The 23743-nt window shown below is 42.3% G+C and carries 20 protein-coding genes and 1 pseudogene; 12 read left to right on the top strand and 9 right to left on the bottom strand.

All coding sequences use genetic code 11. From position 1 onward, the window contains the following. Positions 1-60: 60 nt before the first annotated feature. Positions 61-1434 carry an aminopeptidase P family protein gene (locus tag BT_RS12755; RefSeq protein ID WP_011108334.1) on the bottom strand — a complete coding sequence of 458 codons (1374 nt, stop codon included), beginning with the start codon at positions 1432-1434 and terminating at the stop codon, positions 61-63. Between the two features lie 138 nt (positions 1435-1572). Here BT_RS12755 and rpoN point away from each other — a divergent pair, with 138 nt between their 5' ends. From rpoN to BT_RS12730, 5 genes are all read left to right on the top strand, one after another. Next, positions 1573-3057, top strand: a complete 1485-nt coding sequence (gene rpoN, locus BT_RS12750; protein WP_011108333.1) for an RNA polymerase factor sigma-54 — start codon at positions 1573-1575, stop codon at positions 3055-3057. Positions 3058-3098: 41 nt separating this feature from the next. Next, complete coding sequence (locus BT_RS12745) at positions 3099-3770, top strand: hypothetical protein (protein WP_008763602.1); 672 nt, start codon at positions 3099-3101, stop codon at positions 3768-3770. A gap of 30 nt (positions 3771-3800) precedes the next feature. Next, positions 3801-4181 carry a glycine cleavage system protein GcvH gene (gene gcvH, locus BT_RS12740; protein ID WP_008765165.1) on the top strand — a complete coding sequence of 127 codons (381 nt, stop codon included), beginning with the start codon at positions 3801-3803 and terminating at the stop codon, positions 4179-4181. Between the two features lie 87 nt (positions 4182-4268). Then, positions 4269-4778, top strand: coding sequence for a 5-(carboxyamino)imidazole ribonucleotide mutase (purE, locus tag BT_RS12735; protein ID WP_008763604.1), 510 nt, complete (start codon positions 4269-4271; stop codon positions 4776-4778). Beyond that, on the top strand, positions 4779-6620 hold the full coding sequence (locus BT_RS12730; protein WP_011108331.1) for a 4-hydroxy-3-methylbut-2-en-1-yl diphosphate synthase: 1842 nt from the start codon (positions 4779-4781) through the stop codon (positions 6618-6620). 631 nt (positions 6621-7251) lie between these two features. Here BT_RS12730 and BT_RS12725 read toward each other — a convergent pair. Further along, a complete protein-coding gene (locus BT_RS12725) occupies positions 7252-7944 on the bottom strand; it encodes a hypothetical protein (protein WP_011108330.1) in 693 nt (230 codons plus the stop codon). A 512-nt stretch (positions 7945-8456) separates the two neighbouring features. Here BT_RS12725 and BT_RS24665 point away from each other — a divergent pair. Beyond that, positions 8457-8546, top strand: a pseudogene (locus tag BT_RS24665) (N-acetyltransferase); the annotation flags it as partial. On the opposite strand, the gene BT_RS12715 reads toward BT_RS24665, so the two are convergent. Continuing rightward, entirely contained in the window at positions 8543-9982 is a 1440-nt protein-coding gene (locus BT_RS12715; protein ID WP_011108327.1) for a Fic family protein, read from the bottom strand. The pseudogene BT_RS24665 and the gene BT_RS12715 overlap by 4 nt on opposite strands. Before the next feature lie 177 nt (positions 9983-10159). Here BT_RS12715 and BT_RS12710 point away from each other — a divergent pair, with 177 nt between their 5' ends. Further along, complete coding sequence (locus tag BT_RS12710; protein ID WP_032840776.1) at positions 10160-12112, top strand: heavy metal translocating P-type ATPase; 1953 nt, start codon at positions 10160-10162, stop codon at positions 12110-12112. Positions 12113-12118: 6 nt separating this feature from the next. Beyond that, complete coding sequence (locus BT_RS12705) at positions 12119-12538, top strand: Fur family transcriptional regulator (protein ID WP_008763608.1); 420 nt, start codon at positions 12119-12121, stop codon at positions 12536-12538. A gap of 99 nt (positions 12539-12637) precedes the next feature. On the opposite strand, the gene BT_RS12700 is transcribed toward BT_RS12705, so the two are convergent. From BT_RS12700 to BT_RS12680, 5 genes are all read right to left on the bottom strand, one after another. After that, positions 12638-13639: a malate dehydrogenase gene (locus BT_RS12700; protein ID WP_008763609.1), complete on the bottom strand. Its 1002-nt coding sequence runs from the start codon at positions 13637-13639 to the stop codon at positions 12638-12640. 314 nt (positions 13640-13953) lie between these two features. Then, the gene (locus BT_RS12695; RefSeq protein ID WP_011108326.1) at positions 13954-14856 is read right to left on the bottom strand and encodes a WYL domain-containing protein; all 903 of its coding nucleotides are present in this window, start codon (positions 14854-14856) and stop codon (positions 13954-13956) included. 33 nt (positions 14857-14889) lie between these two features. After that, entirely contained in the window at positions 14890-15498 is a 609-nt protein-coding gene (locus tag BT_RS12690) for a WG repeat-containing protein (protein ID WP_011108325.1), read from the bottom strand. After that, positions 15480-16190 carry a hypothetical protein gene (locus tag BT_RS12685; protein ID WP_011108324.1) on the bottom strand — a complete coding sequence of 237 codons (711 nt, stop codon included), beginning with the start codon at positions 16188-16190 and terminating at the stop codon, positions 15480-15482. The genes BT_RS12690 and BT_RS12685 overlap by 19 nt, the downstream gene beginning before the upstream one ends. Positions 16191-16194: 4 nt before the next feature. Continuing rightward, the gene (locus tag BT_RS12680; RefSeq protein WP_011108323.1) at positions 16195-16713 is read right to left on the bottom strand and encodes a hypothetical protein; all 519 of its coding nucleotides are present in this window, start codon (positions 16711-16713) and stop codon (positions 16195-16197) included. 855 nt (positions 16714-17568) lie between these two features. On the opposite strand from BT_RS12680, the gene BT_RS12675 reads away from it, so the two are divergent. The 4 genes from BT_RS12675 (at position 17569) to BT_RS12660 (ending at position 21465) form a co-directional block, all read left to right on the top strand. After that, on the top strand, positions 17569-18408 hold the full coding sequence (locus BT_RS12675; RefSeq protein ID WP_011108322.1) for a CvfB family protein: 840 nt from the start codon (positions 17569-17571) through the stop codon (positions 18406-18408). Positions 18409-18521: 113 nt separating this feature from the next. After that, complete coding sequence (locus BT_RS12670) at positions 18522-19202, top strand: DUF4476 domain-containing protein (RefSeq protein WP_011108321.1); 681 nt, start codon at positions 18522-18524, stop codon at positions 19200-19202. Positions 19203-19234: 32 nt separating this feature from the next. Beyond that, positions 19235-20251 (top strand): DUF4476 domain-containing protein, encoded by a 1017-nt coding sequence (locus BT_RS12665; RefSeq protein ID WP_011108320.1) that lies wholly within the window; start codon positions 19235-19237, stop codon positions 20249-20251. A 14-nt stretch (positions 20252-20265) separates the two neighbouring features. Continuing rightward, positions 20266-21465, top strand: a complete 1200-nt coding sequence (locus BT_RS12660) for a hypothetical protein (protein WP_011108319.1) — start codon at positions 20266-20268, stop codon at positions 21463-21465. Between the two features lie 22 nt (positions 21466-21487). Here BT_RS12660 and BT_RS12655 read toward each other — a convergent pair whose 3' ends face one another. After that, the gene (locus BT_RS12655) at positions 21488-23437 is read right to left on the bottom strand and encodes a biosynthetic peptidoglycan transglycosylase (protein WP_011108318.1); all 1950 of its coding nucleotides are present in this window, start codon (positions 23435-23437) and stop codon (positions 21488-21490) included. Positions 23438-23743: the final 306 nt, after the last annotated feature.

The following is a 23743-nucleotide window of genomic DNA, read 5'->3' as shown; positions in this document are numbered from 1 at the left end:
TGTAGTACAGGCATTTATCGTTTTATGTGAATTCCGGTGCCTTATCCTTTAAAGCAGGGGTTATCTTAAAGCTTCCACTTCTTCGGGTGTCAGCGGAATTTTCTTGCCGAGTCGGCGGGCACCTGTCTCCGTGATGAGATAATCTTCTTCGTTACGGATACCGCCGAAGTCTTTGTAAGTTTCCACTTTGTCGTAATTGATAAAATCGGTGAACTTCTTTTCTGCTCTCCACATATCAATCAGTTCGGGGATGAAGTAAATGCCCGGTTCTACGGTATGTACGAATCCCGGTTCCAGTGGAATGGCGAGGCGTTGTGACTTGCGTCCGAACTGCGTGCTCTTCGGCTGACCGTTGTATCCTACCCATATCTCACCCAGATTTTCCATATCGTGAACATCCAGTCCCATCATGTGTCCTAATCCGTGCGGATAGAACAGGGCATGCGCGCCTTCGCGGACAGCATCTTCCGTATTTCCTTTCATTAGTCCTAGATTTTTCATTCCGTCTACCATGACACGGGCGGACAGTTCGTATACATCCATATAAGGAATGCCCGGACGAAGCGCCTTGACAGATTCCAGATGCATCGCATTCTGAATTTCGTAAACTTCGCGCTGGCGAGTTGTAAATTTCTTATCCGCAGGAATCGTGGACGACATATCGCCTGCATAACCCGACTCGACTTCCGCGCCTGCGTCAATCAGGAACAGATCGCCCGGTTTCACTTTATTTCCGTGATAATGGTTGTGCAGCGTCTGCCCGTTGATGGTGGCGATCGTTGCAAACGACAGTTCGCAGTTGTTGGACTCTGCCACGCGGTTCATTTCCGCTACTACTTCATATTCGTACATTCCCGGACGAAGCACCTTCATGGCGGTGATGTGCATATCGGCAGTCACGTCACAGGCTTTTTCTATTTCTACGATTTCTTCCGCCGACTTGTAATTGCGCTGAGCTATGACGGCACGGATGAAAGGTACGGAACCTTCCTGACGTGCAGGTGGTATACCCAGCCAGTCCATCAGTTTCAGTTTATGTTCGGGGCGGTAGGGAGGAAGATAATGAATTGCTTTTCCACTCTGGACGCATTTGTGCAGATAGCCGACGATATCGGCGGAAGCCATCATTTCCCTGATGCCGACGCGTTCGCATTTTTCGCGTAACGTAGGCTGCGAGCCCATCCATACGATGGCATCGATGGATAATTCGTCACCGAAAATAATTTCTTTGTCTTCGTCAATATCGATGATGGCCGAAAGTCCGGCACACGAAAGACCGAAATAATAAAGAAAAGTGGAGTCCTGACGATAACGGAACGTGTTATCCTCATAATTCAGCCCGCACTCGTCATTTCCCAGAAATAACAAAACTCCGGAGCCTAAATTCTTTTTCAGCAGGGCTCTGCGCTGCATATACGTCTCTTTGGCAAACATACTGTCCTAATTTTTAAGTTCGTGCAACAAAGATAAAGAATTTTGTGTTATAGGATTAAAAATAATCCCACTAATCTGTGTAATCTCTCGTTAAAAAGTTACTTTTGTAGCGAGAAACAGTAGAAAGCAAAAACGAATATGGCACAAGGTTCCCGTCAAATACAATCGCAGGCGCAACAGCAGATACAAACGCTATCGCCACAGCAGATTCTGGTCGTGAAGTTGTTGGAGCTTCCCGCAGTTGAGCTGGAAGACCGTATCCATGCTGAACTATTGGAAAATCCGGCGCTTGAAGAAGGCAAAGAAGACGCTGCTACAGATGAATATGCCGGTGGCGTCAGTCCGGAAGAAGGCATGGATAACGATGCCAATGATTATGATTCTTTAAGTGATTATCTCACCGAAGACGATATCCCCGACTATAAATTGCAGGAGAACAACCGCTCGCGGGACGAGCAGGCGGAAGATATTCCTTTCTCCGACGCCACCTCTTTTTATGAAATCCTGAAAGAACAACTCCGTGAACGTAACCTGACCGAACACCAATGCGAACTGGTGGAATATCTGATCGGTTCGCTGGACGATGACGGACTGCTCCGTAAATCGCTGGAAAGTATCTGTGACGAACTGGCTATCTACGCCGGTATCGAATCTACGGAAGAAGAACTGGAAGAGGCTCTGTGCATCCTGCAGGACTTTGACCCGGCAGGTATCGGAGCACGCAACCTTCAGGAATGTCTGATGATACAGATTCTCCGCAAGAAGAGCGAAGAGAAGAAGCCGTCGCCGATATTGAACCTGGAAGAGCGCATCATCAGTGACTGTTATGAAGAATTTACCCGGAAGCACTGGGAGAAAATCATTAAGAAACTGGATGTCAGAGAAGAGACTTTCAATGAGGCGATTGCCGAAATAACCAAGTTGAATCCCCGTCCGGGCGCTTCGCTCGGAGAGACCATCGGAAGAAACCTACAGCAGATTGTTCCCGATTTTCTGGTGGATACCTACGATGACGGAACGATTAACGTAAGCCTGAATAACCGCAATGTTCCCGAACTCCGGATGAGCCGCGACTTTACCGAGATGGTGGAGGAGCATACCAAAAATAAGGCGAACCAGTCCAAAGAGTCGAAAGAAGCCATGATGTTCCTGAAACAGAAGATGGATGCGGCACAAGGATTTATCGATGCGGTGAAGCAGCGGCAGAATACATTGATGACTACCATGCAGGCGATTATCGACTTGCAACGTCCTTTCTTCCTCGAAGGCGACGAGTCATTGCTGAAACCGATGATTCTCAAAGATGTGGCAGAACGTACCGGACTGGATATCTCTACGATTTCCCGTGTCAGCAACAGCAAATACGTACAGACCAACTTCGGCATCTATCCGCTTAAATTCTTCTTCAGCGATGGCTATACGACGGAAGACGGAGAGGAAATGTCCGTACGCGAGATACGTAAGATTCTGAAAGAATGCATTGACGGAGAAGACAAAAAGAAACCGCTGACAGATGACGAACTGGCGGATATCCTGAAGGAAAAAGGCTATCCTATCGCCCGCCGTACGGTGGCGAAATACCGTCAGCAGTTGAATATACCGGTGGCAAGACTGAGAAAGTGAGTTTAAAGTATTAACTATAAAGTATTAAGTATTAGGTGCTGATGGATAAAGAAAAAGAGCATATCATAGCGGATAAAACAATGTTGCGGGTGGCACGGATCACCTCCATCGTGTTTACTCCATTTTCTATACCGTTTCTGGCGTTTTTGGTGTTATTCCTGTTTTCTTATCTCCGTATCATGCCGATACTTTATAAGGGAATTGTGTTGGGAATCGTTTACTGCTTCACCATACTGACGCCCACCATCACCATTTTCCTGTTCCGGAAGATCAACGGGTTTGCCCGTCAGGAACTGAGTGAGCGTAAGAAACGTTATGTACCTATCCTGCTGACTATCATTTCGTATGTGTTCTGCCTGCTGATGATGCGTAAACTGAATATTCCCTGGTATATGACCGGAATCATTTTTGTTTCCCTGGTGATATCGATCATCTGCATTCTGGTCAATCTGAAATGGAAACTGAGCGAACACATGGCGGGGATGGGCGGTATTATCGGCGGACTGGTTTCGTTCAGTGCGCTGTTCAGCTATAATCCGGTAGTGTGGTTGTGCCTGTTTATTCTGATTGCAGGCATATTGGGTTCGGCGCGGATTGTGCTGGGGCATCACACTTTGGGCGAAGTGCTTTCCGGTTTTGTAGTCGGGCTGGTCTGCTCCTTTTTGATACTCCATCCGGCGTACAACCTTATATTCAGAGTATTTTTATTTTAAAAACAATATAAATCCTAAAAACTAATTATTATGAACTTTCCACAGAACTTGAAGTACACGAATGAACACGAGTGGATTCGCGTAGAAGGAGACATCGCTTACGTAGGTATCACAGATTACGCACAGGAACAACTGGGCGATATTGTATTCGTTGATATTCCTACCGTAGGAGAAACGTTGGAAGCCGGAGAAACTTTCGGAACGATTGAAGTGGTAAAGACCATTTCCGATCTTTTCTTACCGTTGGCAGGCGAGATACTCGAACAGAACGAAGCTTTGGAAGAAAATCCGGAGCTGGTAAACAAAGACCCTTACGGCGAAGGCTGGCTGATCAAGATGAAGCCTGCTGATGCCAGTGCTGCGGAAGACCTGCTCGATGCCGAAGCATACAAGGCAGTGGTCAACGGCTGAATTTGAATAAGCAGTACTTCTGCCTCTCCCCGTAGGGGGAGGTGGTAGGTAAATGAATGTATGTAATAACTTTTAGATTAGATGAAAATGACTCCAATTGTAAGTATCATCATGGGTAGCACGTCCGACCTTCCTGTTATGGAGAAGGCTGCGCAACTGCTGAATGATATGCATGTACCGTTCGAAATGAACGCCCTTTCTGCTCACCGCACGCCGGAGGCTGTGGAAGAGTTTGCCAAAAATGCCCGTAGCCGTGGCATTAAAGTAATCATCGCTGCTGCCGGAATGGCTGCCGCCCTTCCGGGTGTCATCGCAGCCAACACAACACTTCCGGTGATCGGAGTACCTGTAAAAGGCTCTGTGCTCGACGGTGTAGACGCTCTGTACTCCATCATTCAGATGCCTCCGGGCATTCCTGTGGCTACGGTTGCTATCAATGGAGCGATGAATGCGGCTATCCTTGCCATTCAGATGCTTGCATTGAGCGATGCCGCATTGGCTGAGGCTTTTGCTGCTTACAAAGAAGGACTGAAAAAGAAAATCGTAAAGGCAAACGAAGAACTGAAAGAAGTGAAGTTCGAATATAAAACCAATTAAATGGATTTATTCAATTACTTTCGAAGAGAAACATCCGAAGTAAATATTGGGGCTGTACCTTTGGGCGGCCCCAATCCTATTCGTATCCAGTCGATGACGAACACGTCCACTATGGATACAGAAGCTTGTGTGGAACAAGCCAAACGCATCGTCGATGCCGGCGGCGAGTATGTACGACTGACCACGCAGGGTGTCAAGGAAGCGGAAAATCTGATGAATATCAATATCGGGCTACGAAGTCAGGGATATATGGTTCCGTTGGTGGCTGATGTGCATTTTAATCCGAAAGTGGCCGATGTAGCAGCTCAATATGCAGAAAAGGTACGGATCAATCCGGGCAATTATGTAGATGCAGCGCGTACTTTTAAGAAACTGGAATATACCGACGAGGAGTATGCGCAGGAGATACAGAAGATTCACGACCGTTTTGTGCCGTTTCTGAATATCTGTAAGGAGAATCATACGGCTATCCGCATCGGAGTCAATCACGGTTCCCTGTCCGACCGTATCATGTCCCGCTACGGAGACACTCCCGAAGGGATGGTGGAATCCTGTATGGAATTCCTGCGTATCTGTGTGGCGGAACATTTCACGGATGTGGTGATTTCGATCAAGGCTTCCAATACGGTGGTGATGGTGAAGACCGTCCGCTTGCTTGTTGCCGTGATGGAACAGGAGGGAATGTCATTTCCCCTGCATCTTGGAGTGACGGAGGCCGGAGACGGAGAAGACGGACGTATAAAATCTGCCTTGGGCATCGGTGCATTGCTTTGTGACGGATTGGGAGATACGATTCGTGTGTCGCTTAGTGAGGCTCCCGAAGCGGAAATTCCCGTAGCGCGCAAGCTGGTGGATTATGTTCTGTTGAGGCAGGATCATCCGTATATCCCGGGTATGGAGGCACCGGAATTTAATTATCTTTCTCCTTCGCGCCGCAAGACGCGGGCAGTGCGGAATATCGGGGGCGAACATCTCCCTGTCGTTATTGCCGACCGCATGGATGGGAAGACGGAAGTCAATCCGCAGTTTACTCCGGATTATATCTATGCCGGAAGAACGTTGCCCGAACAGCGGGAAGAAGGAGTGGAATATATCCTTGATGCCGATGTATGGGAAGGGGAGGCCGGAACATGGCCTGCTTTCAATCATGCGCAGTTGCCGTTGATGGGCGAGTGCAGTGCAGAACTGAAATTCCTGTTTATGCCTTACATGGCGCAAACGGATGAAGTGATTGCCTGTCTTAAGGTGCATCCCGAAGTTGTGGTTATTTCTCAGAGCAATCATCCGAATCGCCTGGGCGAGCACCGTGCATTGGTGCATCAACTTATGACGGAAGGTCTGGAGAATCCGGTTGTTTTCTTCCAGCATTATGCGGAGGACGAGGCGGAAGATTTGCAGATTAAGTCCGCCGTTGATATGGGAGCATTGATTTTTGACGGTTTATGTGACGGGATTTTCCTGTTCAATCAAGGAAGTCTGAGTCATGCGGTAGTAGATGCTACTGCCTTCGGTATCTTGCAGGCAGGACGCACCCGTACTTCTAAAACGGAATATATTTCTTGTCCGGGCTGCGGTCGTACGCTTTATGATCTGGAAAAGACAATTGCGCGTATCAAGGCGGCTACCTCACATCTGAAAGGCTTGAAAATCGGCATCATGGGATGTATCGTCAACGGTCCCGGTGAGATGGCGGATGCCGACTACGGCTATGTAGGTGCCGGACGCGGAAAAATCAGCCTTTATAAAGGTAAAGTTTGCGTAGAGAAAAACATACCCGAAGAAGAGGCGGTGGAACGGTTGCTGGAATTTATCCGCAATGATCGGAAAGAACTGGAACTTTAATCAGTTATACTTTTAAATAGTTAAGACAGGAGTTGCTTTAAGTTTGCTTAAGGCAACTCCTGTCTTTTATTATAGTATACACAAACATTTATCCGTACAAGGGGAAGATAACCACCCGGGATTAATAGTAGGAGAACCGTTCATTAGGCTATTATGTAGGTTAGATTAATGTATTCTGTCAGTAAGAAGAAGTCATTTCACGTACATGGGTCCATCAGTCCACGTACGTGATCTATTGGGTTCATGTACGTGAACCGAACGGTCCACGCACGTGAAACGAATACATGAAACGTACTAAATATATTAGTCAAACCTTGTTAGCTTGTTAAGGTTACTATGCTATGGCTTAATGCAGGCGGCATACATTAAGTTATATATGGCATAAACAACGCATATTCACGCTGAAAATGGAGTTTTTAACACATGCAGATAATGCTTCTGAATAGTCTGTTTTATAGTTGTTAATCAGCGTGTTAATCCTGTTTCTTATTAAAAGCAGGTGATAATAGAAACCAGAAAAAGTTCTATTATCACCTTATTATCACCACCTATTATCACCATTACTGCCTTAATAATAAGGAGCTTATCCTTTAAAAGTGACAAGTGACAATAACAAAGTGTTTTATTAACTCTAGTGAGAGACGGTTGGAAGCCTAAGGGCATTTTTCAGCCATTGCATACAGCGCATGACGAAAGATTCGTGATGCAGGTTTTTGGTTTGTTCTTCTATCTGTATTTCCATCTTTCGCTGCAATTCTTCCAGCAATGCTTTTCTTGTTTTCCGTATTATTTCCTGTTCTTTTTCATGTGTTATTTCTTGTTCGTCCTTCGAATGCCTTTTCTGATTATCCCGAAGCATGTCAAGTTGGTCGTGCAATATTTTGTTTTTCAACTGCAACCTTTGGCATAATTCATCATAATCCCGTATTTTATGTTCTAATATATCCCGTTCCATTTTTAGCCGGAGATTGACAGACTCTTTGGCTGTAAATGCTCCGTTATTAATCTTGCATCGCAATTCGCATACGATAGAACGGAATTCTATTGCTATTTCTTCCGGTGTTTGCTTGTGAAAGTCAGCCAGACGTTTTAGCTTGTGTCCTTTTACGATGGAGCAGAAGATGCTACGCCTTTTGTTATCTATAATTTGCAGTGCCAATGCTTTAACGACTATCGGGTAGAGGTTGAAACATTCGCTCTGCAAGCGGATGTAGAATTCTGCTTCTTCATATTTGAGCATCTCGTTCCTGATAGCTTTATCCATATTCCGGATGAGCTTTTCGTGATTGGTTCTTTTAAGTGCCAGTGTTTCTTCTAAATCCATATCGCTTTCGTTGTTTTGATTGTCTTCTAAAAACGACTGGGCGTCCATGCACTCTCCTTAAAAAAAGGATGTGGGGTTGGGGTAAAAAAAGGAAAGGCACGGACGCTGTTGTCGTTTCACTATCCACACATAGGTGTTGGCTAGACCCTATCAAGAATAGTGATAAACAACAGACATCCATGCCAATTTTATATATAGGGATTCTATATAACAATTAGCATGGAATATCTGTTGCATCACTTCTCCTTGATTTTAAAAGTAAGCCAACTTTATGTGCGAAGAAGTAATACGTTTATATTCCAATATTTATAAAAAACACCTTTCTCCTACATTCACGTCACGCTGACGGGGAGAAAGGTGTATGCAAAGATAAGTGTTTATTCTGAAATCTCAACGAAAAGCGGGGATTTCTTCACATACGACTATCTCCATGCCACGATAGACGACCATTATTTTGTGGAGCGTCGTTGTGCCGATGGCTTTTTGTACTGTTTCGCTGGCGGCATAGCTGAATCGGATTCAAGCAAGTATCCTGCTTCGAGAAGGAAAAATTAAAGTTTGGCCGTTGGCTGGATGTGGTGGATTATGAGTTATTGATTTAGTTTTCTGGTGACTTATCATTCATTTTTTCTTCAAGTAGTTTGAGTAGTTCGTTGCAAGCAGTATCCATGTATTCTTTGCCTTCTTCAGCCAAAACATCCGGATTATAAGACAGTTTCACAGAATCGGATGTGATGTCACAGCTTATTTCACATCCATCTGATAAGTATTGAATATAAATACAGAATGGGAAATCAAAAGTATTATCGCCTGCATATCGGCAATGATTAAAATGAAAAGTTACTGCATCATATTTTAGCTTAAAGTAGTCAACCTGAGATTTCTTGGATAAACGTATGATATCCTCTACAAAGCTATACTCTTTTGACTTAGTATATAAAATGTGTGACTGGATAATTGGCTCATCAGGATTGGGTGTATTTATTTTTCTAGCCATGTTCCAAGTGGGAGTGTTGGTTATAAATGTTCTGTCAAATAGCTTTTGGAGTCCACTGATCTTTTGCTCCACATAAACGGCCAATTCAAAAAAAGCACTTCTTGCCTGTTCTACGGAACGACTGCTTTTTTCGATAGCTTTATCTGAGTATCTACGCTGTAACATCGCTATTTTCTTATCGAAATCACCTTCTTCCTCTATGCTTTCTCCCTTGGCGGCTTTGATTGCGAGTGTCAGACTGCGTATCAAGCAACTGCTCAAATAGTTGACGAATGGTAATATATCATTCAAAGTGGCATTAGCACCATCTGAAGGGGTTAATCCTGCTTCTACATCACATTGATGGAGGATGTTCAGATAGTTGGATTTATCTTCGGAGTGAATAACGATCATCGGATATCCATAACGGTGCAGCACAAAGTTTACTAATAAACGGGCAATGCGTCCGTTGCCATCTTCGAAGGGATGAATGCGGATATAACGGTAATGAAGCAACGCCGCCAATTCAACAGGAGTCAGTATTCCTTTGTCTGCTTCCAGGTTGTACCAGTCTACCAAGCTCGTCATAAATGCCGGAGTTTCTTCGGGCGAAGCATAACTGAAAACTTCTCCTGTTGCGGTCAGTACGGAATTGGGGCGTGATTTATATTCGCCTACTTTTATCTGCATACGGATGTCTTGTCCGTCGGGTGTTTTGGCGTTCTTCCAATAGTCCTGCACAAGGATGGTACGGTTCAACTCGCGAATAAAACTTTCAGTCAGCGGACGTTCTTTGTCCTGCGCCTCTTGCTTTATCATTTCCAGTCCTACGTTGTGAGCTTTCATCTCTTCATAATCTTTCAAGCTGGCATTACCCGAAGTTTCACCGAACATTAATAATAGTTTTGTTTGTCCGTATGTCAGTGTATTTCCTTCCAAGTGGTTAGAGTTATAATTAAACTCTAACTTGAATTTATCATTCCAACGTTTCAGGTCCTCAGGCTTAAGAGGCTGAAGCGATTTCCATTTGCTATATAATTGTTTTATATTACTTATTCCCATTTATATATGTGGGGCTGTGCCCATTTTTTTTGTTTAGATACAAAAATAGGAAACTTTCTTTATATGCCAATCCCTTGAACGATATTTATTTGGAGATTGGCTGTGGCGTCTTCTTTTGCAACTTTGTTGCACGAATCATTCGCTACCTTTGCAGCAGATAAAAAAGAAAGAATGATTATGGGACATTGTAGTTGTTGCGCACATACACACGAATGTGCACCCGAAAAACATATTGAAAAGAAAGAATCAATATTCGCTGAATATTGGAAAGTGGGACTTTCATTTATCCTGTTGATAAGTGGAATCATCATGAACGCTCTGGAGTTACCTTTCTTCCGTGAAGGATATTTCTCTCTGATATGGTATGTCGTGGCTTATCTTCCGGTCGGCCTGCCCGTTATGAAAGAGGCTTGGGAGAGTATGAAGGATAAGGACTATTTCAGTGAGTTTACGCTGATGTTTGTAGCTACGCTTGGAGCGTTTTATATCGGTGAATATCCGGAGGGAGTAGCGGTGATGTTGTTTTACTCCGTCGGAGAACTGTTTCAGGAGAAGGCTGTTGATAAGGCGAAGCGTAATATCGGAGCTCTGCTGGATGTCCGTCCGGAAGAAGCGGCAGTAGTCAGAGATGAACGTGTCGTTATTGAGAATCCTCAAAGCGTAAAAGTAGGAGAAACAATTGAAATAAAGACAGGAGGAAGAGTTCCTTTGGATGGAATGATGCTCAATGAGGTAGCTGCTTTCAATACGGCAGCATTGACAGGCGAGAGTGTCCCCCGAAGTATCCGGATGGGTGAGGAAGTACTTGCCGGAATGATTGTTACCGATAAAGTAATCCGTATCAAGGTGATCAGACCTTTTGATAAAAGTGCTCTTGCCCGTATTCTGGAACTTGTTCAGAATGCCTCCGAACGCAAAGCACCGGCAGAACTGTTTATCCGTAAATTTGCCCGTGTTTATACTCCGATTGTGATAGGGCTGGCGGTTCTGATTGTTTTATTGCCGTTTATTTATTCCTTGATCACTCCCCAGTTCTTATTTACTTTTAATGACTGGCTATACAGGGCTTTGGTCTTTCTTGTGATTTCATGCCCGTGCGCTTTGGTGGTCAGTATTCCGTTAGGATACTTCGGAGGCATCGGGGCAGCTTCCCGGTTGGGAATTTTATTTAAAGGTGGAAATTATCTGGATGCTGTTACGAAGATTAATACAGTCGTGTTTGATAAGACGGGAACCCTTACCAAAGGTACGTTTGAAGTACAGTTTTGTAACTGTGAATCCGGTGTATCCGAAGAAGAATTAATCCGGATGATAGCCTCGGTAGAAAGCAGCAGTACACACCCCATTGCTAAGGCTGTGGTGAATTATGCCGGACAGCGGGATATCGAGCTTTCCTCTGTAACCGACAGTAAGGAGTATGCAGGTCTCGGACTGGAAGCTGCCGTAAATGGAATTCAGGTTTTGGCAGGTAATGGGCGTTTGCTTTCAAAATTTCAGATAGAATATCCGCCCGAACTTCTTTCCATTACAGATACGATCGTTGTCTGTGCGATAGGAAACAAGTATGCCGGTTATCTGCTATTATCCGACAGTCTGAAAGAGGATGCAAAGATCGCCATTCAGAACCTGAAAGCATTGGGAATTCAAAACATTCAGATATTATCCGGTGATAAACAAAGTATTGTTAGTAACTTTGCAGAGAAGCTGGGTATTTCGGAAGCCTATGGTGATCTGCTCCCCGATGGGAAAGTGAAGCATTTGGAAGAATTGCGCCAACATACGGAGAACCAGGTTGCCTTTGTGGGCGACGGCATGAATGATGCTCCGGTACTGGCTTTAAGTAATGTAGGTATTGCCATGGGCGGACTAGGCAGTGATGCGGCTATTGAAACGGCTGATGTGGTGATACAGACCGACCAGCCTTCCAAAGTGGCTGAAGCGATAAAGGTAGGAAAACTGACGCGAAGGATTGTATGGCAGAATATTTCACTGGCGTTTGGTGTGAAACTGCTGGTACTGATTTTGGGAGCCGGTGGACTGGCTACACTTTGGGAAGCTGTTTTCGCCGATGTTGGTGTAGCACTGATTGCTATCATGAATGCCGTAAGGATACAGAAAATGATAAAATAAAAGAATATGGAAGAAAAAGTTTATCTGGATAAGTTGGCAAAAAGAGACATCAAGCCGACGGCTATCAGACTTCTCATATTGAAAAGTATGATGGAAGCGGGGCGTGCCGTGTCTCAGCTTGATCTTGAAACGTTGCTGGATACGGTTGATAAATCGACTATATCCCGTACAATCACGCTTTTTTTGTCTCATCATCTGATACATAGCATAGACGACGGAAGCGGTTCGTGGAAGTATGCCGTTTGCGATGATTCCTGCAACTGTGTCCTGAAAGACTTGCATTCACATTTTTATTGCGAGAAATGCCATCGGACATTTTGTTTGGAAAAGATTCATATTCCGGTTATCGACTTACCGAAAGGATTCACTTTGCATAGTGTGAATTATGTAGTAAAGGGAGTGTGTGCGGAGTGCTCAAAAGTGTAGGATTAATTGCAGACAAGCAGTAATGGTAAAAGAAAAACACCGGAACTCGAACGGAAAAATATCGTTGAGTTCCGGTGTTTATTATATTAATGATACTGGTTAGTCAATATTGGGATTCAGAGAATGCCAGTCTTTGATTGCCGGGATGATCCCCATTTCAATCACTTCATCGCGAAGTTTGCACAGATGTTCGTAGCTCTTTTCCAGTTCTTCCTGTTCGGAAGGAGATCCGGCCACTTCTTTGTAAGTAACGCCATCTTTCGTAATGGAAGTTTCCATAGCCATCATGATGTGGTCGAACTTACCATTGGAAACATAAGTACCGGCAGGCCAGCGGAACGGTTGTCCACCCATTGCGGCAGCGATCATTTCGATAGAAAGATAAGCCGGGCTTTGGAAAGAAGAACGGCCACGAAGATCGATGATATGTTTGCCACCCTGTATGACACGTACTTTTAATGCTTCCCATTCTGTCAGCGGAAGACGGGTAGTTCCGATGAAATCAGTCAGCGGTTCGCCTTTTACTTTGGTAGTTGAGGCGAATACGGCCATCTGTTCTCCATGTCCGCCATACGTACGGCAGTTTTGAATGTCGGAAGCGGGAATATGGAAATATTTCACCAGTTCATTCTGCAGACGGGTGCTGTCCAGTGCTGCCAGTGTAGAAACCTGGGATGGTTTCAGACCGGAATATAGCAGTGTGATCAATCCTGTGATATCAGCAGGGTTAAAGATGACAACGATATGTTTTACATTCGGACAGTATTGGCGGACATCTTTACCGAACTGAGCGGCAATTTCAGCATTTCCTTTCAACAAGTCTTCACGGGTCATGCCTGCTTTGCGGGCTGCACCACCGGAAGATACGATATAAGAGGCTCCTGTCAATGCTTCTTTGATATCGGAAGTATAAGTCAGATTCACGCCTTCGAAACCGCAGTGATATAATTCTTCTGCCACGCCTTCCAGAGCGGGAGCAAAAGGATCATATAGACAAATATTCGGAGTGAGTTTCATCATCATAGCTGTTTGAGCCATATTGGAGCCGATCATTCCGGCTGCTCCTACAATCGTAAGTTTCTCGTTGGTTAAAAATTCCATAATTATATATGTTTAAAGATGAATAATCTGTTCTTGCTTATTACCGCTACAAAGATAACGACTTAATCGTCCGATTGTTCATCGAAAATAGTTTTGTTTGATAACGAAAAGTTATACCTGTCTGATGAAAGGGATGTGCCTAAAATAGATTATCTTTGCAGAGGATAAGAAACTTTCCTGTATCAATATGAATGACACCACCAAGTAGAGATATGGAAAGTTGCTGGAAATGATTTGGCGACAATGTAATTGTGCTGAACTTCTGTGCATTTCATCAAACAACTTTGTACGAATATAGAATAGGCAAATACTATTCAATTATAGTATCTACTCATGTTTTTTACAATCTCTTTAATTTGTTCTTTGAGTGATGTTGGAGACAATACCTCTATTTCATCACCATGCGATAATAGTTCTTGGCAAAAATCATAGGTCGGCTTTAATAAATACTCAAAAATGGAATAGCTTTTGGTCGTTTCAACTTCACTTTGCGAGTGATGCAAGGGCAAAGCTTTAATATATTGACATTTTTTGCCATATACTTTAATTCGGATTTTATCAATGTTACAAATTTCATCTACGACAATACCGAAACTAAACTCAAAATAACTTTGTGGATCAAAATCTGATGGATAATTAAACGTTATATCCGTAACTTGTAAGTTCTGAATACGATCGAGCGCATAAATCATTATAGTATCATAATAAGGACTGCGGGCTATGATATACCAGCGTTGTTTGAACACTTTCACACAGAATGGTTCAATTGTAAATGTATTAGCTTCTTCTTTCCAATAACTCTGATAAGTAATCTCAATAATCCGGTTTTCCAGCATTGCTTCAATAATTGAGGATAAATATTGTTTTCCGGAGGGGATATCCTCAAACAAGATTCTTTGCTTAAGACGATGGCTTTCGTTAGCTAAGTTATTTATGGCAAAGGTGTTAAGTAACCATTTTTTTATCTTGTCTTTATCGATATCATCGGCATTTTCTATGTAATAATAGTAACCAGCTCGTTTGTTACATTCAATATTGATATCAAACATTGTTTCAATCGCTTTCCGGTGGTTATGGAATGTTCGTAATGGTATTTCTTCTCCGTTACTCATTTCGGTGCGTAACCAGCGCTTATTAATTTCTTCAAATGTAATTTTTCCAGCACGATAAATTGTGTCTATCAACCAAATATATCTGTCAAATAAGCCTTTTGCCATAAAATAAGATTAGTAATTGTATTTATTTTTAAACTATAGTAGAACTCTATGTCCATTCCTATCTATATAATAAGCTTGATTCCCGTGTTTTACCGGAATTAATTGGGCATCTCCACAGCATAGCATTTCATCATATATAAATGGGATCATTATTTCTCCTTCAATGGTAATGCTCCCATATTTCCCTTGAAGGAGAGCTTGAATCCATCCATATTGATCTGACCACGAAATCCAATCATATTCGAATGGAATAATTATCTTTTCGGATATATCAATAACTCCCCATTTTTTTAGAAATTCTACAGCATACAGACCATTCTCCCACAGATAAATTTCCGAATATTTTAGTGGGATCAGAATATTATTATTCAAGTCGATCACGCCCCATTTTCCAGACTCTTCATATGATTCATGCTCTTCAAATCCAATATTGACAGCTATATTTGCTCCTCCGTTATATTTTATATTGTCATATATCGGAGGTATAATAAACTCTCCCTTATCATTTATCAGTCCGCATTTCTCACGACAGCAGGAGTAATTATCAGAGAGAATGGAGTTTTGTACCCAAACTACGGCAGCCTCTTTTATAAAGGGATATGCCGTAGTTATAATTATATTTTCTAAACCCGATTTAGCCATTCTATAGCTTCCGGTATTTGTTGTTTCAAGAAATCATGCCACTTGCCGGGACTAAAATAGCAAGAAGAATGTTTGATGAATATAATATTGATATTATTTTTTGAGTCCAATCTAATCGAGGTTTTCTTAGGATAAGCGTCATTGAGTTTTTCCAGTACATCAATGCCAGTATACTGAACTCCATATTTATCCATTATTTCTTCAAATAAAGTCACTGACTCAACTCCAACAAAAATGCAGTCTGTAGGTTGTAATATGTCAATAATGTGCAGAAAACATTTCCAAGCAATTTTATAGTCATCAATATTGGGACGTTCTTTACTATCTTTTGAATAATCCATTTGCCTTTGGATGAAATTATAGTATGCGATTTCCGATAATGCTGTTTTGTTATCTGATAGAATACCCCTGTCACACAAGGCCTCCATTATATTGGAATATGTTTTGCTAGACCAAGATTTATTAATTAATACCTCATATAAGCAATTTCTAGTGTGTTCTTTATCTCTTATAAGTAATTCTCTCCTTTTCTCATTATTTTCATCACTATCTTCATTGAGATAGTGAGATTCACCAACTACTAAGAGTTTTCGTTTAGCACATTTATAACCTTTCCCCACCCAAGGGAACCACGTAAGATTTTCAATTTTATCAAATTGAGAATCTAATGATTTGTCTAAAATATTGTTCATGACGCTATAGTTTTAATATCATAATAAACCAACCTATATTTAAAAATATTGAGAGTGAAAGACCTGCAAATCGATCAATGGTATATAGCCAGTTTGCTTCAAATAAAGATACACAGCTGTTACGATATAGCATTCGGAGAGAAACAACATCATCAAAGTTTAAGAATGCGTAGATTGCAGATATAAGTCCAATTACACTACTTCCAATAAATAATATCCAGAGGAAAGTCCAACTTAGGAAATTTTGTATTAGTGAATCATCTAAGCCAGGTCTCCAAATGAGAAAGGCTACTATCAGCAAATATTTTATTATTCCTACACCAGCATTTTTCGTTTGTAAGGTTAATCCTCCAATAAAAACTGCAGATAGTATTAGAAGCTCAAGTAGCCCTTTGTGTGAGATTATTGTTCCATCGTCTTTTATTGGTGGATTACTAAATAGAAATATAGCTATTATCGAAAAAATAATGCAAAATATAACTCCTTCAAAATTGGCAATAATCCACGATATAAATGTTTTCATAATATCCTACTTTAATAATTCAACATAAAAAATCACCTTTCGTATAATTTCCATTTCCGGAGTAATTACTACTCCATTTCCATTTCTAACTATTTTCAGAATTACTTTAATTTGTTTTGTCATAGTTGATTAATTTAATTAACCGATATTTATCGGATTATCGATGTTCCGGTTGCCTAAAAAGAAAAAAGGACGCAACACTATCTTTTCTCTATTTTTCGGTTAGGCTCTGGTAAGCCCGGAATCAAAATAGGTAAAACAGTCTGCGCCCTTAGAGGGTACAAACCTGCTTCGACCAATATTTTAGATTCCTTGTTTAATTTACCAGATTTAACCGAATCAAATAATAGTCCGCAAGTTATGCTATATGTCTTTAAATAATCTATTTCTTTTTTGCTGTTTCTTTAGTTCATTTACAAAATTACAAAAACTATTTGAATCAAGAAATAAATCGATAAGATATATCGCAGACTGTTATGTTCGCAAAATAACAACCATGATATGCCAATTCGTTTCACAGGATGCTTGTTTTTACAGAATTATGTGTGTCTTTATGAGGCGGTAGTTTACGTTGCAGGGCAAAGGTTGTGCAAGGCTTAGAACATATAAGATTTCTGGTAAAATACTCTTTGGATAGAGTACGACAGTACGATTTTTATCAGAACCGCTTGCAGCTTGGTCATGTTTGTTCGTTAAGAGTTCGGAACAACCTTAGCCCCTTCAACGAAAATGCCTGACTCCACTTTTCTCTGATTATCGCATAAATCGCTCTTTTACAACCTTCTTTCTGAGCTCTGCTTTTAGTCTCGTTTTTATTTCTTATCTTTGTTCGTTATATAATAAATAGATAAAAGTATGAGTATCGAATTAGGAAAATTCAACCAACTCGAAGTGGTAAAGGAAGTCGATTTCGGTTTGTATCTCGACGGAGGAGATGAAGGTGAAATCCTGCTGCCCACCCGTTATGTACCCGAAGACTGTAAGGTAGGGGATATGTTGAATGTATTTCTTTATCTGGATATTGACGAAAGACTGATTGCCACGACACTGACTCCGTTGGTGCAGGTAGGGCAGTTCGCCTGTCTCGAAGTCTCTTGGGTGAACCAGTTCGGGGCATTCCTCAACTGGGGATTGATGAAAGACTTATTTGTACCTTTCAGTGAGCAGAAGATGAAAATGCAGGTGGGAAGATCCTACGTGGTCCATGCTCATGTGGATGAGGAAAGTTATCGTATTGTAGCTTCGGCGAAGGTAGAACGTTACCTGTCGAAAGATATGCCCGATTATGCTCCGGGTGCGGAAGTGGATATTCTGATCTGGCAGAAGACGGACTTGGGTTTCAAAGCGATTATAGACAATAAGTATAGCGGATTGCTGTATGAAAATGAAATATTCCGTGCATTGGAGACCGGTATGCAGATGAAGGCGTTTGTGAAACAGGTACGCGAAGATGGTAAGGTGGACCTGATACTTCAGAAACCGGGATTTGAGAAAGTCGATGATTTCTCGAAGACACTGTTGGAGTATATTCGGGAACATGGCGGACGGATCAATCTGAACGATAAAAGTCCTGCGGAAGATATTTACGATACCTTTGGTGTCAGCAAGAAAACTTTTAAGAAAGGTGTAGGTGACTTGTATAAGAAACGATTGATTTCTTTGCATGAGACCGGCATCACTTTGGCAGAATCCTAAACAGAATAGGGAAATCCCTATGCAGGAATAGAGAGAATCATTGGGGTGGGGAGTTTTCTCACCCTATTTTTGTGATATCAGTTAAAGATAATAATTTTAAAAACAGATAAGCTATGCGTAAGATAATAATAAGTTTCTGTATTTTGCTCGCTGCCCTTTCTTTAAAAGCGCAGCCTGTCAGCGGAATCCGGATTGATGGCGGAGATACTCCGATTCTTGTTTATTTTGGCGGAAGGCAGATGTGTTATCCTACTACTACTTGTTTCGTTGCCAATCTGAAACCGGGAAATTATACCATTGAAGTGTACGCTTCCCGCCCGACTCGCCCGGGAGAACGTGTATGGAAAGGAGAACGGTTGTATAATGACCGCGTTTACTTTAACGGAAACGAAGTAAAAGATATCATTGTAGAAGAACGTGGAGATATCCGTCCGGGCAGACCCGGAAGACCGGGAACCGGTCAGGGTGGACACCGTCCGGACTATAACCGCTACGATAGAGTGATGAATGACCAACTTTTCAAGAAGTTCTTTGATAGTGTGAAGAATGAGCCTTTTGAAAAAGATCGTATGGGGTTGATTACAACTGCATTGGCGAACTCTGATTTTACATCGGAGCAGTGTCTTCAACTGGTGAAATTCTATACCTTTGATAATGAACGGCTGAAGATTATGAAAATGATGTATCCCAATATTGTAGATAAAGAGGCTTTCTTTACAGTGATCGGTACTCTTACATTCTCCAGTAACAAGACCAAAATGAACGATTTCATCAAGGAATACGAAGGACGCTGATCATACATTAGTTCACTAAAAACGATACGGTTATGAAAAATATACATATAATCCTGTTTTTCACGTTGTGGGTAATACTCGGTAGCTGTTCTACTTATTACGTATCCAACAAGCAAGTGATGGAGGTTCAGCAGGGAATGTCCCGGCAGAATGTAGAAAAAATCTTGGGTAAACCGGATTACAGACGTTTTGACGGAGGTGGCGAGGAATGGGAGTACCACCGGATTTCTTCAGTGCTTTACGGCAACTCGATCAAGATTATTGTATATTTTGCAGATGGAAGAGTTACGGGTATGGATACCTTTAATGGTGATGAAATACTTCTTCCGCCGCCTCCGGTTGTGATGTCTCCTTCCGTTGTTGTAACCAATACGGATCCGGTTCGTCCGCCACGCTATGAAGAAAGTCCCCGTCGCAGAACACTTATGATGCGTGATGAGTTTGATCGTTTTCTTAGTGATTTCCGGATGGTGATCATGTCTGATGAGCAGATTAAATATATAGATGACGTTTTGTTGGATTGCAATTTTACTTCTGCCCAATGCGGAAAGATCATTGATCAGATAAGTGGTTCGGATGCCCAGATGACTGTGATGAAACGTATGTATCCGCAAATTGTGGATAAAGAAAATTTTGCTTCGGTCGTCAATAAGCTCTTTTCGTCTTTTGACCGTGACAAGATGAAGGAATATATCCAGGCTTACCACGGTGACCAACGACCGGGAGACGTAGGATATGTACGGCCCAGAGCTATGAGTTCAGCCGATTTTGACCGTTTCTTCAATGAATATAGAGGTAAATCTTTTGAGTCTGACCGTACCAGGATGCTGGATGAAGTTGTACCTCCTTCGGGATTCACTTGTGCCCAATGCCGTAAATTGGTGGATATGTGTACTTTTCAGACAGATAAAAAGAATATGATAAAGAAACTTTATCCGAAAATCGCAGATAAGAAGAACTTCTCCATACTGACGGATGTTTTCACTTTTGAGATGGACAAAAGAGAGATGAGGGAGTTTGCGGAATCTTACGATAGCGGACGTAACTAAAAAAGAATGAAACCATGAAAAGAATTCTATTTATATTGTTAGTCGTGACTGCCAGTACCACTGTAATGGCGGGAATGAGTACCAGCAAGGTACGTAAGGAGACACGTTTCCTTACTGATAAGATGGCATACGAACTGGACCTGAATAATCCCCAATATAATGACGTGTATGAGATTAACTATGATTTCATTTATTCGCTTCGTAATATTATGGATTATGTAGTACGGGGTGATGAGTGGGCATTGGATGATTACTATGAAGCGCTGGATATTCGCAACGATGATCTTCGTTGGGTGTTGAGCGATGTGCAATACCGCAGATTCTTGGGAGCTGAGTATTTCTATCGTCCGATTTATGTCACCGGGGGAAGATGGAATTTCCGGATTTATATCAATTATCCGAATCGTAGTTTATTCTATTTTGGTGTACCTTATCATTATCGGACTTACTGTGGTGCACATTATCGTCCGCATATTCATCATGTGAGTTATTATCGGGGAAGATATAATAATCTTGTGCACTATCCTACGCCATATCGGGTAAGAGATCAGCGGGTATTCCATTCTTATCGTCGTTCAGACTTCGGTTCTGTACGTTTCCGTCCGAACACTTCTGTTCGTCCGCATAATGCACCTACCCGACCGGGGACTTCGGGACGTCCGGGAACAACGTCACGGCCTAATACATCGGGACGTCCGGGAAATACTTCCCGTCCTCGTCCTGAAACGGACCATAGACCGTCCACTTCAGGCAGACCATCTACATCGGGCAGGCCGTCCACTTCCGGAAGACCTTCCAACTCTGAAAGACCTTCGGTCAATGAACGACCGTCTATTCCAAGCAGACCGTCCACTCCGGGCAGAAATGATAAACCGAATAAGGAAGTAACTCCGGGCAGAGGCCACAACAGAGGTGAAGGAGATCGTCATTCAGGAAGTCGTCCGGGAACGAGTACAAGTACTCCGAATTCTAATCGTCGTCCGGAAACGAATTCAGGGTCTTCGAATTCCAGTCGCCGTCCGACAAGTAGTGGTACGAGCACAAACCGTGGCAGCAGCTCCGGTAGGAACAGCAATTCCGGCAGTAGTTCCAGCAGAGGGAACGTATCCGGCAGATCAACAGAAAGAAGCTCATCTTCAGAAAGTTCGAGAAGCAACAGCAACCGAGGTTCTTCTTCCCGTTCTTCAGAAAGAGAAAGCAGCTCAAGAAGATAAAACCTATTCCTTTATTAATAAATTATTGCTCCTCAGCGGTAGGAGAACTGGACTCCGGCGTTTCGCCGACTAGACTATTCAGGGCGTCGCCCGTAACTTGGATATCGGGGCGGATACTATCCGCCTCGATTTCACTTATTAACCCTTTCTTGGCGAGGCGTCCGGCAATCAGCTTATAATAGCCTTCCATATTCTCTTTTAACCGTCCGTTTTCCGCAAAGGAACTGCGGAAGTGTTTAGGCTTCGGGATAATAGAAGCTAGAAAAATACTTTCTTCGGTCGTGAGTTGCGAAGGGCGTTTGCCGAAATAATAGGCAGAGGCTTCCTGAATACCATAAACCAGCGGTCCCCATTCGGCTATGTTCAGATAAACTTCATACATACGTTCTTTAGAAGTCAGCCTTTCTGTCTCTATCAGCCATACGATGAGCGCTTCTTCCAATTTGCGGGCAAAGTTCTTGTTCCGGTTGAGAAATACGTTTTTTACCAGCTGCATGGTAATTGTGCTGCCTCCTCTGGCGAAACGTTCGACTTGCAGGTCATAAATCAAAGCTTCACGCATTGCATCAGGCAAAAAGCCCTTGTGGTAGAAAAAAGCTCCGTCCTCACTTTGCATGACAGACATTCGCAGCAATGGAGAAATGCTGTCCAAAGGAGTAAAATGTTCCCATGAAGGTCCGACAGGAAATGTTTTGACCGGTATTCCGTTTTCATAGGCGGTATAGATAAACTCTTCACTCATTTTTGAAAGAGATGTTGCACCATATTCTATTATCCGAAAATCTTTTTCTTTCAATTCGGACTCAAACTTAAGGCTGTCTAGTCGGGCAAAATCTATATCTAACAGAAAATGATAAGCCAGCTCACCACTTGTTTTTATACCTTCCAGATTGCTGAATAAGCCTTTGGGCAAAGAACTGAATAGTTCGTCGGCCGGAAACCATGATTTATCTGTGGCAGCAGTGAAGTGCCATTGATTTTCATTCTTTTCTGCCCGCAGATAAGGATGAAATTTTATTTGGTTGAATAATACCGTCGTCGTACTGTCCAGTTCCAGCGTTTGCTTGCCGATATTCATCTGATACGTGAGTTGTCCGCGATCCAGATGGATCACTTCGGGAGAGAGTGCTTTGTGAAATACATCAAGTCCGTTTACTTTCGCCGTACCGTCAAGTTGCAGTTGGTTTTCGGTACGATTTTCTTTAGTCATACTATAATATAAGGTATCGAAAGTAACTTCTGCTCCAAAACGGCGGTTGATATACGGTAGTGAAACTTTCTTTTGCTCTGTGGCAAAAAGTTCTGCCTGCAGGGTATGTACCTTTCTGTTCAGTTCTCCTGCTACTTTCCATTGTTGAGTCAGTGTATCTTCTTTTATTTTGATAGTGGACTGAAAGCGATTGTTTTCGATTGTAAAGGTGGGGATATTGACTGTTACGAAATTGCTGTCTTTTCGTTCGGTTATATTAAGTTGAGTCAGTTGACCGTTTTCGGGGAAGAAACCATATATTAAGTTTAATATTCGGTTGATGCGATGGGCGTAATTGGTTTCTATGACCGGCTCTGTGGTTGCTTCTGGGTGGTGTCCGGAGAATAGAAAATCATAGTTGGCTGCACTGTCCCGTTTGATAAAAGCGATTGCCAGTCCATTCATGTGGACGTTGCGGACTTCAATATTTCCTTTCAGCAGTTTCCAAAAATTCAGTCTGACATTGACAGATTGTAGTGTAAGAAGGGTATCCCGTTGGTTGGGAACGATGGAAAGCCCTTGCAGGGTAATTTCGCTACATCCCTTCATTTGTAGATTCTGATAATGAATTTGCAGTCCGTATGTTTGTTCGATATGAGTCGTACGCTTGTTAGTTATGCTTTGCAGAAGCATATTGCGGCTCAAATAGATACTGATAAGGCAGATAAACAAGCCTCCTCCGATTGATAGAAGAAGAATACTTTTTTTGCTGTTCTTTTTCATCTTTTGCCTTTAATAAGTTATTGGCTGCAAAGGTAGATAATATTCTGTTCAACAAGATATAAGCAGTCTTTTTTTATTAGTGTGTCCGATTATGAGCGTACAACTGTTCATTTTCGTACATCTCAATTTTTCTTCTTTGCGCTGACTATTAAGTATTTATCTTTTTGGCATGCCCATTGCATTTATATATTCGAAGGCGGGCAACAAAAGAAATGAAAAAAAAGTTCAGATAGTTGCAACCATTCCATATAGACGTTCCGTCTAATAAACAGAAGAACAAAAAAAGAAAGTTGAACTAATAAAAAA

Origin of the sequence: Bacteroides thetaiotaomicron VPI-5482, assembly GCF_000011065.1 — a bacterium.
GTDB lineage: Bacteria > Bacteroidota > Bacteroidia > Bacteroidales > Bacteroidaceae > Bacteroides > Bacteroides thetaiotaomicron.
Note: the sequence above shows the minus strand (reverse complement) of the source record. Positions and strands in the feature narration are given on the sequence as shown.

Coding starts and splice junctions, on each gene's coding strand:
- BT_RS12660 (WP_011108319.1), top strand. CDS start 20,266: ATGAAAAGAATTCTATTTATATTGTTAGTCGTGACTGCCAGTACCACT.
- BT_RS12710 (WP_032840776.1), top strand. CDS start 10,160: ATGGGACATTGTAGTTGTTGCGCACATACACACGAATGTGCACCCGAA.
- BT_RS12725 (WP_011108330.1), bottom strand. CDS start 7,944: ATGGATTTAGAAGAAACACTGGCACTTAAAAGAACCAATCACGAAAAG.
- BT_RS12655 (WP_011108318.1), bottom strand. CDS start 23,437: ATGAAAAAGAACAGCAAAAAAAGTATTCTTCTTCTATCAATCGGAGGA.
- BT_RS12705 (WP_008763608.1), top strand. CDS start 12,119: ATGGAAGAAAAAGTTTATCTGGATAAGTTGGCAAAAAGAGACATCAAG.
- BT_RS12745 (WP_008763602.1), top strand. CDS start 3,099: ATGGATAAAGAAAAAGAGCATATCATAGCGGATAAAACAATGTTGCGG.
- BT_RS12690 (WP_011108325.1), bottom strand. CDS start 15,498: ATGGCTAAATCGGGTTTAGAAAATATAATTATAACTACGGCATATCCC.
- BT_RS12715 (WP_011108327.1), bottom strand. CDS start 9,982: ATGGGAATAAGTAATATAAAACAATTATATAGCAAATGGAAATCGCTT.
- BT_RS12685 (WP_011108324.1), bottom strand. CDS start 16,190: ATGAACAATATTTTAGACAAATCATTAGATTCTCAATTTGATAAAATT.
- BT_RS12730 (WP_011108331.1), top strand. CDS start 4,779: ATGGATTTATTCAATTACTTTCGAAGAGAAACATCCGAAGTAAATATT.
- BT_RS12700 (WP_008763609.1), bottom strand. CDS start 13,639: ATGGAATTTTTAACCAACGAGAAACTTACGATTGTAGGAGCAGCCGGA.
- rpoN (WP_011108333.1), top strand. CDS start 1,573: ATGGCACAAGGTTCCCGTCAAATACAATCGCAGGCGCAACAGCAGATA.
- BT_RS12680 (WP_011108323.1), bottom strand. CDS start 16,713: ATGAAAACATTTATATCGTGGATTATTGCCAATTTTGAAGGAGTTATA.
- BT_RS12665 (WP_011108320.1), top strand. CDS start 19,235: ATGAAAAATATACATATAATCCTGTTTTTCACGTTGTGGGTAATACTC.
- BT_RS12755 (WP_011108334.1), bottom strand. CDS start 1,434: ATGTTTGCCAAAGAGACGTATATGCAGCGCAGAGCCCTGCTGAAAAAG.
- gcvH (WP_008765165.1), top strand. CDS start 3,801: ATGAACTTTCCACAGAACTTGAAGTACACGAATGAACACGAGTGGATT.
- BT_RS12670 (WP_011108321.1), top strand. CDS start 18,522: ATGCGTAAGATAATAATAAGTTTCTGTATTTTGCTCGCTGCCCTTTCT.
- purE (WP_008763604.1), top strand. CDS start 4,269: ATGACTCCAATTGTAAGTATCATCATGGGTAGCACGTCCGACCTTCCT.
- BT_RS12675 (WP_011108322.1), top strand. CDS start 17,569: ATGAGTATCGAATTAGGAAAATTCAACCAACTCGAAGTGGTAAAGGAA.
- BT_RS12695 (WP_011108326.1), bottom strand. CDS start 14,856: ATGGCAAAAGGCTTATTTGACAGATATATTTGGTTGATAGACACAATT.